The sequence below is a fragment of the Clostridium cellulovorans 743B genome, from assembly GCF_000145275.1.
Classification (GTDB): Bacteria; Bacillota; Clostridia; order Clostridiales; family Clostridiaceae; genus Clostridium_K; species Clostridium_K cellulovorans.
Genome location: NC_014393.1, coordinates 4,337,034 through 4,349,236 on the forward strand (window position 1 = coordinate 4,337,034; position 12,203 = coordinate 4,349,236).

Consider the following 12,203-nt stretch of genomic DNA (forward strand, 5'->3'; position numbering starts at 1 on the left):
TGAACTCCTTCCTAAAACACTTCTATACCTTCCTTTTTAGCCAACTCAATGTAGTTACTTATAGATAATGTATTGTAATTATTCTGAAAAAGCCGTTTCTTAAACTCAGCCTTAGAGATTCTCTTTGGAAAATCTTCAAACATTAACTTTTGAGTTTTAACTTTTCTTCTTTTTCGAACCAAGACTGAAGCTTTTCCGCCATCAATTTTCTTTTGTTTTTTTACCTTTAGAAAGTCATCGTATAAAGGTCCTAGCTTTTCTCTGTATATAGCAATCCACATACAGTATGTTTTTCTATTAACATCATGTTTCTTTAAGCAATCAACCATCCTTGTATTAATAGTTGTGTACTCTTTTAGAAGAGCCTTGGTATTTCTAAATGTTGCTTTTTTAGTTGACTTAACAAGTACCTTTACAATGTCTTTAAATATAGGCTCGTCCACCAATGTAGCAAACATACCGTATATTTTAGCAGCCATCATGCCAGTTTCATCTTGTATTTTAGTCATGCTCTTACCTTTTATGTACTGCTGAGCAATTTCTTCTAAGGTACTGTCTGGACTTAATGTGTTTTCATCTGTTTCATAATCAGAAACTCTCATTTTTTAGTTCCTCCTTGCATTCTTTACAAATACATTTGCCTTTAAGGTAGGTAACATTCCTTACATTCCCACAGAAGATACAACCTGGCTGATGTTTCTTTAAGATGATCGTTTCATTTTCTGTAAAGATTTCTAGACCATCACCCACTTCTATTTCTAAGGTCCTTCTTAACTCTATTGGAAACACTATTCTTCCTAACTGATCTAATTTCCTAACCACGCCTGTACTCTTCATGATTAATTTTCCTCCTCAATATTTTCTTCTATAGGCATAAACCCACTTTCTAATAGACCTTGAAAAACCTTTTCATCATATCCTATTGATTCAACTTCATATCCTGTTTGATTCATCTTTCTTTCCTCCTAATTTTTAATCTATTACTTCAAAGGTTTCCTTTAACCAACAATCAAAACATTGTATAGGAAAACCTTTGTTATCAATTCTTTCAATGAATTTAGAGCCTACTTCATTCTCTTTAATTTTAGCTAGTACACCCTTACCATTCTTAAGCAGTGTTCCTACAGGCAAATCAATAACTTCTATGATATTGTAAGTATTTATGATGAAGCACCTCCCTCAATAAACCACTTTCCGTTATTCATAACATCTTTAATATCTTCTGATTCATCTTCTAGGATAAGAGTTAAAATCTCTGAGAAATCATAATAATCATCTATCACAAAATCTTTGTGCTCAACTCTGCATTTTGCATTTCTAGCCTGCATAACTTCTGTAAAGGTAACTGGTTTTTCTACTAAAATAAATTCAGCGTTTAGCCATAAATCAGACATTACAAGTATTGCTCTGTTTGCCTGTTCTTTTATGACTTTGTGGTCATTATTCCAAGTAATTTCATAAACAGCATTTTGATAAATAAATTCAGTTCCTACTGGAAACCCTAGTAACTCCCAAATCTTATAGGTTTTCTTTTGTGGTGGCTGATTTTTAATTTTCCATTCTAGTTCATCTATGATATTGCCATACAGATTAGGCGAACAGCTTCTTAACTTGCATGATCCATTATTGTGTTTGCCAATATCACATTTATCACATCCAGCCAACGCACAATGCCCCTTAATTACTTTTATTGCTTCAATAATTTCCTTCTTCATTTCAACCCCTCCTCACTTTATTACTTACATTTTCTTTAATACATTTACACCATTCTCTCAAAACCCATGTTCTGTCTTGTAGTTTTGCAACTCCATCGGCTTTGATTTCAATAACTTTTATACCATTACTCTTCTTAAGATTTTTATTAAGTTGAACTTTAATCTTTCCTAGGTGTTTTAAAAACTTCTTATAAGAAAATACATAAACATTACCTTCAACAAATTGTTTAGCCATTATCTTCCTCACTTTCTGCATCTGGACCTTCTCCAAATTGCTCTGCACATTTCTTACTATCTGGAATGAAATACATGCATCTGTCACCAGTTACATCACATATCCAACCTTCATCTTCATCAAATTCAGCACATTTACAACTCATAAAACCCCTCCTGTTGCTGCCAAGGCTACTGCTACCAGTGTTAGAAAGCAGCCTACAAACATAAATAAATTTAAAATCCAATTATCTTTATTCTTCATCTTCTTCAACCTCTACAAATTCACCATTTAAAAGCTTGTACCAAGTATTTTCTTTAATCTTCCCACCATCAACTAAAGCACTTTTAACTTCTTTTAAATGCCAATCACAATTTTCATCTTCATACCATTCTGCAAGAACCAACCATGCCCCTAAGATACCCTTAGCTTTATTTTCTATACCTAAACCACATGCTATTGATTCTTTTCCCTCAACACTTGCTGCTGAGCGATTACCTGTGTTAGTTGCTGCTGAGCGATTACCTGTGTTAGTTGCTGCTGAGCGATTACCTGTGTTAGTTGCTGCTGAGCGATTACCTGTGTTAGTTGCTGCTGAGTAATCACCTGTGTTAGTTGCTGCTGAGTAATCACCTGTGTTAGTTGCTGCTGAGTAATCACCTGTGTTAGTTGCTGCTGAGCGATTACCTGTGTTAGTTGCTGCTGAGCGATTACCTGTGTTAGTTGCTGCTGAGCGATTACCTGTGTTAGTTGCTGCTGAGTAATCACCTGTGTTAGTTGCTGCTGAGCGATTACCTGTGTTAGTTGCTGCTGAGTAATCACCTGTGTTAGTTGCTGCTGATTGATAACCTGTGTTAGTTGCTGCTGATTGATAACCTGTGTTAGTTGCTGCTGAGCGATTACCTGTGTTAGTTGCTGCTGATTGATAACCTGTGTTAGTTGCTGCTGATTGATAACCTGTGTTAGTTGCTGCTGAGTAATCACCTGTGTTAGTTGCTGCTGAGTAATCACCTGTGTTAGTTGCTGCTGATTGATAACCTGTGTTAGTTGCTGCTGATTGATAACCTGTGTTAGTTGCTGCTGAGCGATTACCTGTGTTAGTTGCTGCTGATTGATAACCTGTGTTAGTTGCTGCTGATTGATAACCTGTGTTAGTTGCTGCTGAGTAATCACCTGTGTTAGTTGCTGCTGAGTTGTCCTCATTATTGGATTCTTTAGCATTTTCCCAGTTAACTTTGTCATAAATGAACTTTACACCAGCTTCAATTAATCCTTTAAGTCCTATTTCAAAACCTATATGAATCTTGGATGTTGCAACCTTACTATCATCATTATCTTTACTGATCTGCCCATCACCTTCTACTTCGCAAAACCTGCTAGTTGCTGGGGCATAGTAATTAAAAACATCTAATGGGTTTTCGCAAAAGTGAAAACCGCAATCACAAGCTTTCGCTTTTTCTTCTTCGTAGTCCTTGCCTAATTCATATTGAAAACCTCTGCACTTTAAATCCTTGTCAAAACCTTTAAATCCTTTTATACTCATTTCAAATTCCTCCATTTAATTTAATATTTTATTTTGGTGTTTTGATACCATTGCAGCATCTTCTGCTAAGCTAGGTTGTCCATAGAATATTAATAAGATGTGTATAAGTGCATAACACTTATAGTTTTACGATTCTAATTCCTTCGCCTACAAAGTTTTTTACGAAACTTCTAAGTTGCTCTATTTCTACTTTTGCATCTGCTAGCTGCTGCTTCAATTTCTTTTCATTTAGATTTTCAATAACCTTACCATTCACAGTTAATTCTTCAACTTCTTTAGTTGAAAAGTAAGGACTATCAAATGCTTTTAATCTTTTCAATTTACCTTCTCTAACAAGTTTATCTACACTTGTACCGTGGATACCTAAATACTCAGCAACTTCTGATCTGCTCATTATTGCTCCCATAAAATTCACCCCTTAACTTTTAAACTTATTAATAAAGTAAACTTGCCCTTTTCCAGTAACTTTAGGAGTTTTAGAAATAGATACATGCCCATCAGCATGAGATATAGATGTCTCCTTTATCTCAAATAAACCTAGTTCCATACTGCTTTGAGTTGGCATATTATAATCAGTGCCTTTTCGCTTGATTAAATAACCATATTTTCTTAACCACTCAAATAGTCTGTTTTGACCAACATCGACACCATTTTGTTTAAGTATTTTAGCTAACTCACCAACTAATATGGAATTGTGTGAAGCTGCTACCGCATTAGCAAATACTACTTTTGGTTTTTGTTCTTGAAGCTTATCCTCAGCTAGTTTTCTCTTTTGCTGTTCCTCTTTCAAATTAGTAGCTAACTGAATTAAAAAGTCAGGACTAGTTATTGCTTTTTCAATGGTGTCGTTTGTCATGTATACTCCATGTTTTCTTATGGAAGGAAGTACCTCACTAGTAACCCATTTCTTAAACTTCTTAGCATTAGGTAATTTGCTACCTAAGATTAAAGAATAAAGACCACTTTCATTTATGATTACTAAATCTTGTTTTCCACCAGGGGTGTCGCAATTTGCTACCCCCTTATCATCTTCATCTACATGTTTATTTAAAGCATCTCTTCCATTTGAGTAGCCTAATTTTTCAGCTACATCCTTGCCTATAAACCAAGGTTCATTGTTTATAACCACCGTTCTAACTTGTCCAAATTCTTCGCTTGTGAAAATTCTTAAATCATTCATTTGCTTATTACCTTCTTTCTGTATTTTTCTTACTTTCTAATTAAATTAAGTCATTTATGTGTTATAATCTCCTGTGGAAGGAGGTGATTGAATGTCAAAAGATTTTGATGATTTCGTTAAATCTCTAAGTAAGGAAGAGTTAGAAGAAATCGGAAATAGTGCTAACAATAAAGACATAGTTATAACACTCCCAATAACTGAGGAAACTATTAACAAATTTATCACTGGTATATCCACAGCAAATTTAATTATTGCCTTTGCTTTGTTACGCAAGTATCATGACTGGCTAAATTCTTAGCAAGTTCAATACTGTCAATTTCGATGGATATGTTTTCTATCTGCTCTTGAACTTGCCCTTCCTGAGCAGATAATTCAATGTCATTTAGAATGGATAATGTATTTACTATTTCTATAATTTTTTCAGAAGCTTGTACTGCAACTAATAATGTATTAGCTGAATAACATTTATTTCCATACCTATCCATGGCTTGAGAAGACGCTTTCTCCTGAATATCCTCTAATCTTGTAATTTGTTTTTCTAAAATTTCTTTATAATTCACAATTATTTACCTTCTTTCTTTAATTGTTCTAAAACTTCTTCATTGCCACATATTAATAAGTCAATCTTTGTTCTCTCAGCTACTAAAGCCTTATTCTTTGATTCAAGTTCTTTTATCATTTCACTTTTTAGCTGAGGACTAAAACTTGAGAAATAGTTATTAACGAACTTGTTTTCATTTGCAACATAGCCACCTTTAAGTCTAATATTTTTCAGTATAATTTTTATTTGCTTCTTGAACTCTTTAGCTATTGGCTTTCTACTCTGCATAAGAACTTCATATACACCATCTTCTGTCAAGAACCACATTTCTTGCTGTCCGCCTTGGGTCGGAACAATCTTCCGAACCTTCTCTTCAACATCTACATTGTTAAGCATTTTGTTTATACTGGATAAGTCATATTCAATCCATTCCGCTATATCTTTAGCTAGAAACAATGGATTCTGAAAATCTCCAAACACTCTAAAATGTCTCCCTAGAATTTCGCCAGTATCAATGACCTGTAAATCGAATTTATCGTTCTTAGTTTCTTGTGTATCAATATGTATCTGTTCTTGAATTTCTATTTCTTTAGGTGGTACTAATTCATCTAAGAGAGTTTTTACTCTTGAACTATTTTTACTTATGTTTACATACTCTTTAAGCCCATCATAGGAAATTAAAAGCATTCCAAACTGATTTCTGTACATATTCAAATCTCTGGTTTCATCTGCACTTAATTTTGATATATAATTATCATTTACGGGCTTCGCTATTGTGGTGGTACTACTTGCACCTAAAGCTTTTGCAACATCCAAGACAACAAATTTATCTGTACCTTTAATATTTCTAACTTTGCCAAGGCTTGTCTCTAAAATTTGTACTTTGTTAGGGTCATGTGGAAATTCATCTTCAAATTTAATACCTTTAAACTCATTAATTGAAATTCTTATCGTTCTACCTAGTCCATCAATTTTCCTTATATCACCTCTTTTAATGCATTCATAAATATGACTTCTGCTTACTTTTAGTTTTTTAGCCGCTTCAGCTACTGTATAACTTTTCATATTGCCACTCCTATACTCTTCTATTTAGATCATAAATAGATACTTGATTCTCTTTTCTTTCTGCCTTTATGACAGCGATGCTTTCATCAATAATACCTAAGCTATCCCTCAACACTTCCACAGGAACATCTTCCCACTTGTCTGCATTAAGCTTAATAAGCACTCTTTCTTTAACAAGTTCATATTCTTCATTAACTTTAGTAATTCCAAGTCTCTTCTTTATATAAGAAACTATGTCTGTTTTTTGCTTAGTAACTGGTTTGAAGTATTCTTTGCATTTCTCTTCAAGCTTTGACATTCTATCATTGACTATTGCATCTAATTTGCTTTCAAGAAGAATAGCTATGTCATTACTTGATGCTAATTGATTGTTGTATGAGCCTGTCTTTCTAATGGAAGGTAAAACTACATCAGTAACCCAATCTTGAAATCTTTCAGCTTCTTCTTTCCTTGATTTAAAGATAAGCTTGTACACTCCGCTTTCAGTAAGAAAGTTTTCTCCTGCATTATTCAGTTTTCGGAAGTCGGCTATACCGATATCTGAATTAGTTAATTTAATAACTTGTTTTTCATTAAAATTTCTTATACTGTCATTTACATTCTTAATATCTAAACACTCTGCTACATGCTTAGTATTAAACAATGCTTGTCCATTCCATTCAAATACTTCAACTTGCTTTTCTTCAAAAATCATTAATTCGTTCATTTATCTATTACCTTCTTTCATTGTGTAAATTTGCTTTGATTTTGAAGCGATTTCCGTCTTTTCAGTTAAAAAAAATTTGAAGCTTATTAATGCTTCTATAAGGTCTTTTCTTTGCTGTTCCATTCTTTAACCCTTCTTTCTATTAGTTCGGTTTGACTAATTCCATATAGGTCGCAAAGTATAGGGACAAATTCAGCTGGTAACATAACCTCGCCATCTTCAATACGTCTTAACCTATCTCTCGCTATACCTAGCTTTTTTGCTACAAAAGTAACAGGTATTCCCTTACTTTCTCTGAGTTGTCTTAGCATTTTCATACCTCCTTCCCTGTGAACTCAGTATATAATACTTTATGTAGAATTGTAAAATCGTGTCTTGCTTCAATATTGAAGTTTATTGCGTCAATAATGCATTTTGCTTCATTTTCCTTCTATTTGAAGCAAATTACAATATTCGTTGTTTTATTTTACGTCAAATATGATATACTATACTACGAGGTGAGAAAATGTTATCTGAAAAATTAAAGCAAATAAGGAAAGAAATGCACTTAACTCAACAAGAGTTTGCAGATAAATTAGGAATAAGCAGAGGTTACTACTGCGATATGGAACGCGGTAGAAATAAAGGTACTAATGTAAAAGTAATATCAAAATTATCTGACGTTACAGGCAAGCCCATGGAGTATTTCGTTGATAAGGATACAGAGTTAAAGCAATATGATGTATTAGATTCTGCTTTAGATATGCTTATAGATAAAGGATATGTTGAAGACGATGGCGAGATTAATGACAATATGGCTAAAAACATAATCATGGAGATATTAAAGAAGGAACTTTGCTTAAAAATAAAAAGCAGGGAGTAAAATCTACTTCCTGCCAAGGTCTTTTATTAGTTCCAATAATGATATAATTTCTTGATTGATTTCTTGACTATTCACATAATCGCCCCACTTCAATTTAATGTGACCCGCTTGGCATTTGTGTGTGAAATTCCTAAAAATAGTATATCATAATACGAACAGTTGTTCTACTATTTTTTATCATTTGTTAATAATTTAAGTATACTACTTCTGTAAATAGTATCAATAATCACATAATAGATTTTAGAGATTGTTTATAATTTACCAATGTTGTATAGAATCACTAGAGAAAAGGAGGAATGAAAAATGTTTGAATATAAGATTCTTACTCGTAAAAAAGACAAAGGATATCAATTTATAGTTAGTTACAAAGATGAAACTGGTAAATGGAAACAAAGAGCAAAGCAAGGTTTTGAAAATGAATCTAAGGCAGAAAAAGCAGCTAAGGCTTATATATTTGATTTAAAAGAAGAACTCGAAGAAAAAGCCAAATTAAACAAGGATTATGAAAATATAACATTTGAAGAGTTTTCAAAAATGTACCTTAAACATAAGAAAAATCACGTTGAACCCCATACATTAACTAGGTTCAAGCTTGCTATTAGTAAATTTAGTGACTTGGATAGTATGAGAATGACCGATATCAAGGTTAGAGATATACAAAATATAGTCGACAAAATGGTTAAAAGTGACACTTTAAAAGCATCAAGCATATTGGCATACAAAAATACTGTATCTACCATGTTTGAATCTGCTATAAAGCAATTTGAGGTCATTATAAGTAATCCATGCACTAATGTTATTGCCCCAAAAGCCGCAAAACCAAACAAAAGAGCCTTGACCAAGATAGAGGTTGATGATCTACTTTCTAAAATAGAAAATAAAACACATTACTTAATATCTTTAATAGCTGCTTATTGTGGTCTAAGGGCAGGGGAAATTTTGGGGTTAACATGGCAAGATATTGATGAAGAAAATGATTTAATAAAGATTACTAAACAGTGGAAAAAACTTAAGAATGGTGAGTATGGAATGGGTCCACTCAAGAGTAGTAATTCTTATAGAGAGGTAACTTTGCCTTTAAAGGTAAAATTAGAGCTTAAAAAATATAAGATAGAATATTCTATAGGTGATGAACAAAGATTGTTTAAGTATAAAGATTCATCTTGTATAGTATCAACTCTTAGATATGACTATAAGAAAGCTGGATATGATGTAAGTATTCATGAGTTAAGACACTCTTATGCAAGTTTATTAATAAGCAAAGGATTGACCCATGATGAAGCAGCGGAAGTTTTAGGGCATACGGTGGAAGAAAATATAAGAACCTATTCACATCTTACTGCTGATAATAAGAATAAGGTTAAAAAGCTTATTCTAAAAAACTTCTGACGATCAATGAATTTCTGCCGTTCTTCTGCCGAAAATTTCACAACCCTTGTAAATCAACGGTTTCAAGAGTTAAAACTATATTTATCTTTAGAATAAGTTAAGCCCGCTTGTGCAATAGCTTGTAATTCCATCGCCCAATTCATCCATTGTTCCATAGCTTTGCCTCTTTTCATTATATTTTCTTATATCAGCTCCAATAATGTTTCTATATTAAATGCATGTACCGTTGACAAAATCAATATATTTTTTTAATCTAACTACACTATATATAAGGTTTATTATTATGAGCAAATCGCTCTTTAAATATAAATTTGATATATTTTATCAATCACTGTATCTTTTACATATTCCATCAATGATTATACATTTCATATATTTTATCAATGAACTTAGAATATACTTTTTGCATATGAGGCTCATTACTATATGTATTTACTTCGTTTGTATTTATCCATTTAACACCACTGTTCTCATCTTCTTTTATAAATAGTTCTTGCTTATCATCAGCCTCCATTAAATATGAAACAGATAAGTGAAGATGCGGAGCCACATATTTACCTCTCTTTATATGAGATATCACCGTTAATATATCTAAAGAAAAAATACCTGAACTTAAAAGTTTTATATCTTTTATACCCGTTTCTTCTTTAGCCTCTCTTGTTGCAACAGCTAATAAGTCTTCTTCTCCATCAGCATGTCCTCCAGTCCAAGACCAAGAATCATATATATTATGATATATCATCAAAACCTTTTCCTTGGTCTTATTTACTATAAATGCAGAAGATGTTATATGCGCAATCTGGTTATCTCTTGTTAATATATCTGGAAATTTTTCTATACATCTAAGAATTATTTCTTTATCTATTTTTTCTTGTTCATTGTAAGGCTTATAACTTTCAATCTCTTCAATCCATCCCATATGTTTCACCTCTTTTCACAAAATAGTCTTCTTGCAAATATTCTCAACCGCCCTATAGTCTATTTTTCAGATTTTATTATACCTTATATTCTAACCTAATTGCTTGAACTTTTCTGGTTATAAAATTGAAATATATAAAGAAAGATCATTTTTAGTACTAAACTTTTCTTGAAAATTTAACATTAAAAATGATCTAAGATATTCCATTATTATTTTTAAATAAATTTAAACGTAATTCAGAAATTAAACTTTAGCTTTATTGATGACCTTAAATTTGTTTATCAAAAAAACTTATTCGATTAAATATAAGCTTTTAAATTCGCTGCTAGCATAGTTATCTGTCATACCTGCTATATAATCACAAATAGTTGATAAATATGCATAATGAATTTCAAGGGTTGCTTTGATAAAAAGTTCCTCTTCATTAAGATTTTCCTTATCTTCTCTATTTATCTTAATAAGTTTATTCTCTATAAGGTTTCCAGAGTTATCTACATATATACTATCTCTTAGCTTTGCAATAATTTCATTAGCTTCAAATACATCCTCCATAGTTATTTCCAGTTTCATAAGCTTAACTAATTTATTTATTTCCTCTGGACTATTATCTATAAAATTAATATTTTTTGCTGACAACTCCTTTGAAAGCATTATATCATAAATATTTTCAGATACTTCTCTAACCTTTGATGCAAGTCTTGTTAATATATACTCCGGCATCTGCCTTGGATTTTTATAATAAGCTTTAAACAATTCCCTTATTACATGAATCGCTTTGCCATCAAATCTACTTACGTTATAAGAATTAAGAATTTTTATTTTTATATACTTCTCTATTATCTCATTAACCTTTTGTCCTATTGGCGAAAAATCTACAATTTTTTTAGTAAACATAACCCTGTCATCTTTTAAATTAGTTATATTTTCTTTATTCTTCATAAGCGTGTCTAAAGAAAACATCGTAACATCTTTAATAAAGAAATCTATTAAGTTTCTTACTAATGTATTTATTTGATATAATTCAGTTCTTTCAAACCTGACTACTTCTATGAGTTTTTCCATAGAGGAAATTAATCCATCTAAATTTCTAGAATACATATCGTCGTCTAGGTTAATCTTATCAAATTCATCCATTAAATAAGTAGCTACAGTTTCAAAATTTAAATTTAAATCTGTATCTCTTAATCCATCATCAAAGTCATGCTGTCTTTGGGCAATTTCATCTGCAATAGCAACAATTTGACCTTCTAAGGTAACAGCAAAATTATAGTCTAACAATTCCTTTATAAAGGATGCGTCACCTAAGAATCTATCTATATCCCAACATCCACCACACTTTTCTTTACAAACCTTATGTCTTTTTATTCTTGTATGTTTTAATATTCCGTCCATTACTTGCCAAGTTAAATTCATGCCTTTGATTTTTTTATGCTTAACCTCTAACTGGTCAAGAATCTTTAAGGAATGAAAATTATGCTTGAAACCACCGTAATTTATCCTATATCTTATTTTTCCAGTTAAGTTATCCTTACCAGACATGATATCGTCCAAGGTTCGCTCTCCTTGGTGCCCAAAAGGAGTATGACCTATATCATGACCTAAGGCTATTGCCTCTACTAAATCTTCATTCAAATTCATATTTCTCGCAAGGCTCCTTGCAATCTGAGAAACTTCCAAGGTATGAGTCAATCTGGTCCTGTAATGATCTCCTTTTTCGTGTGAAAAGATTTGTGCCTTATGTTCTAATCGTCTAAAAGCCCTAGAATACTTTATTCTATCTCGATCCCTTGAGAACTCATTTCTTAAAAACATGTTGTTGTATCCACTTGATTTACCACTTGATTGCTTATTACTAAACTTAACTTTTCTGTCTGATTCTTTATCACATTGAGCATACTCTTTCATTCTTACATCTCTAAATTCAATAAGCTTCCCTATATCTAATATCCCCATAATACAACCCCTATTTAACATTAATGTCAATTAAATAATCAATATCCAATATAAACTAGTATACTACATTTTAGTTAACATTTCATCAAAATAGTATTTATTTTACCAATTTAAAG

General features: G+C 31.9%; 19 protein-coding genes. 3 read left to right on the forward strand and 16 right to left on the reverse strand.

All coding sequences use genetic code 11. From position 1 onward, the window contains the following. Positions 1-11: 11 nt before the first annotated feature. The 9 genes from CLOCEL_RS17815 to CLOCEL_RS17845 all read right to left on the reverse strand — a co-directional run bounded on the left by CLOCEL_RS17815 (position 12) and on the right by CLOCEL_RS17845 (position 4,652). Complete coding sequence (locus CLOCEL_RS17815) at positions 12-602, reverse strand: hypothetical protein (RefSeq protein WP_013291906.1); 591 nt, start codon at positions 600-602, stop codon at positions 12-14. Further along, entirely contained in the window at positions 589-837 is a 249-nt protein-coding gene (locus CLOCEL_RS17820; RefSeq protein ID WP_013291907.1) for an AbrB/MazE/SpoVT family DNA-binding domain-containing protein, read from the reverse strand. Before CLOCEL_RS17820 ends, CLOCEL_RS17815 begins: the two co-directional genes overlap by 14 nt. A gap of 135 nt (positions 838-972) precedes the next feature. Next, the gene (locus CLOCEL_RS22900) at positions 973-1,131 is read right to left on the reverse strand and encodes a hypothetical protein (RefSeq protein ID WP_157629753.1); all 159 of its coding nucleotides are present in this window, start codon (positions 1,129-1,131) and stop codon (positions 973-975) included. 29 nt (positions 1,132-1,160) lie between these two features. Then, positions 1,161-1,715, reverse strand: a complete 555-nt coding sequence (locus CLOCEL_RS17825) for a hypothetical protein (RefSeq protein WP_013291909.1) — start codon at positions 1,713-1,715, stop codon at positions 1,161-1,163. Position 1,716: 1 nt separating this feature from the next. Further along, entirely contained in the window at positions 1,717-1,950 is a 234-nt protein-coding gene (locus CLOCEL_RS17830; protein WP_013291910.1) for a hypothetical protein, read from the reverse strand. After that, a complete protein-coding gene (locus CLOCEL_RS23340; RefSeq protein ID WP_013291911.1) occupies positions 1,943-2,095 on the reverse strand; it encodes a hypothetical protein in 153 nt (50 codons plus the stop codon). Before CLOCEL_RS23340 ends, CLOCEL_RS17830 begins: the two co-directional genes overlap by 8 nt. A gap of 87 nt (positions 2,096-2,182) precedes the next feature. Next, complete coding sequence (locus CLOCEL_RS17835; protein ID WP_013291913.1) at positions 2,183-3,472, reverse strand: DUF7666 domain-containing protein; 1,290 nt, start codon at positions 3,470-3,472, stop codon at positions 2,183-2,185. 118 nt (positions 3,473-3,590) lie between these two features. Then, entirely contained in the window at positions 3,591-3,878 is a 288-nt protein-coding gene (locus tag CLOCEL_RS17840; protein ID WP_041707198.1) for a MerR family transcriptional regulator, read from the reverse strand. A 12-nt stretch (positions 3,879-3,890) separates the two neighbouring features. After that, positions 3,891-4,652, reverse strand: coding sequence for a phage antirepressor (locus CLOCEL_RS17845; protein WP_013291915.1), 762 nt, complete (start codon positions 4,650-4,652; stop codon positions 3,891-3,893). 91 nt (positions 4,653-4,743) lie between these two features. On the opposite strand from CLOCEL_RS17845, the gene CLOCEL_RS17850 reads away from it, so the two are divergent. Next, positions 4,744-4,950, forward strand: coding sequence for a hypothetical protein (locus tag CLOCEL_RS17850; RefSeq protein WP_013291916.1), 207 nt, complete (start codon positions 4,744-4,746; stop codon positions 4,948-4,950). Here CLOCEL_RS17850 and CLOCEL_RS17855 read toward each other — a convergent pair. The 4 genes from CLOCEL_RS17855 to CLOCEL_RS17875 form a co-directional block, all read right to left on the reverse strand. After that, positions 4,901-5,212 carry a hypothetical protein gene (locus CLOCEL_RS17855; protein ID WP_013291917.1) on the reverse strand — a complete coding sequence of 104 codons (312 nt, stop codon included), beginning with the start codon at positions 5,210-5,212 and terminating at the stop codon, positions 4,901-4,903. The genes CLOCEL_RS17850 and CLOCEL_RS17855 overlap by 50 nt on opposite strands. Before the next feature lie 2 nt (positions 5,213-5,214). After that, positions 5,215-6,258, reverse strand: a complete 1,044-nt coding sequence (locus CLOCEL_RS22450) for a BRO family protein (RefSeq protein WP_013291918.1) — start codon at positions 6,256-6,258, stop codon at positions 5,215-5,217. Positions 6,259-6,268: 10 nt separating this feature from the next. After that, positions 6,269-6,964: a BRO-N domain-containing protein gene (locus tag CLOCEL_RS23570; RefSeq protein ID WP_013291919.1), complete on the reverse strand. Its 696-nt coding sequence runs from the start codon at positions 6,962-6,964 to the stop codon at positions 6,269-6,271. A gap of 95 nt (positions 6,965-7,059) precedes the next feature. Next, positions 7,060-7,275 carry a helix-turn-helix domain-containing protein gene (locus CLOCEL_RS17875; RefSeq protein WP_013291921.1) on the reverse strand — a complete coding sequence of 72 codons (216 nt, stop codon included), beginning with the start codon at positions 7,273-7,275 and terminating at the stop codon, positions 7,060-7,062. A 194-nt stretch (positions 7,276-7,469) separates the two neighbouring features. Here CLOCEL_RS17875 and CLOCEL_RS17880 point away from each other — a divergent pair, with 194 nt between their 5' ends. Both CLOCEL_RS17880 and CLOCEL_RS17885 read left to right on the forward strand, forming a co-directional pair. Next, a complete protein-coding gene (locus tag CLOCEL_RS17880; RefSeq protein WP_013291922.1) occupies positions 7,470-7,826 on the forward strand; it encodes a helix-turn-helix domain-containing protein in 357 nt (118 codons plus the stop codon). A 303-nt stretch (positions 7,827-8,129) separates the two neighbouring features. Beyond that, positions 8,130-9,215, forward strand: a complete 1,086-nt coding sequence (locus CLOCEL_RS17885; RefSeq protein WP_013291923.1) for a site-specific integrase — start codon at positions 8,130-8,132, stop codon at positions 9,213-9,215. 62 nt (positions 9,216-9,277) lie between these two features. Here the strand turns inward: CLOCEL_RS17885 and CLOCEL_RS22460 are convergent, their stop codons facing one another. The 3 genes from CLOCEL_RS22460 to CLOCEL_RS17895 all read right to left on the reverse strand — a co-directional run bounded on the left by CLOCEL_RS22460 (position 9,278) and on the right by CLOCEL_RS17895 (position 12,087). Continuing rightward, entirely contained in the window at positions 9,278-9,388 is a 111-nt protein-coding gene (locus tag CLOCEL_RS22460) for an NUDIX hydrolase N-terminal domain-containing protein (RefSeq protein ID WP_081446461.1), read from the reverse strand. Positions 9,389-9,567: 179 nt separating this feature from the next. Then, the gene (locus tag CLOCEL_RS17890; RefSeq protein WP_010073595.1) at positions 9,568-10,134 is read right to left on the reverse strand and encodes an NUDIX hydrolase; all 567 of its coding nucleotides are present in this window, start codon (positions 10,132-10,134) and stop codon (positions 9,568-9,570) included. Between the two features lie 291 nt (positions 10,135-10,425). After that, a complete protein-coding gene (locus CLOCEL_RS17895; protein ID WP_010073596.1) occupies positions 10,426-12,087 on the reverse strand; it encodes a dGTP triphosphohydrolase in 1,662 nt (553 codons plus the stop codon). Positions 12,088-12,203: the final 116 nt, after the last annotated feature.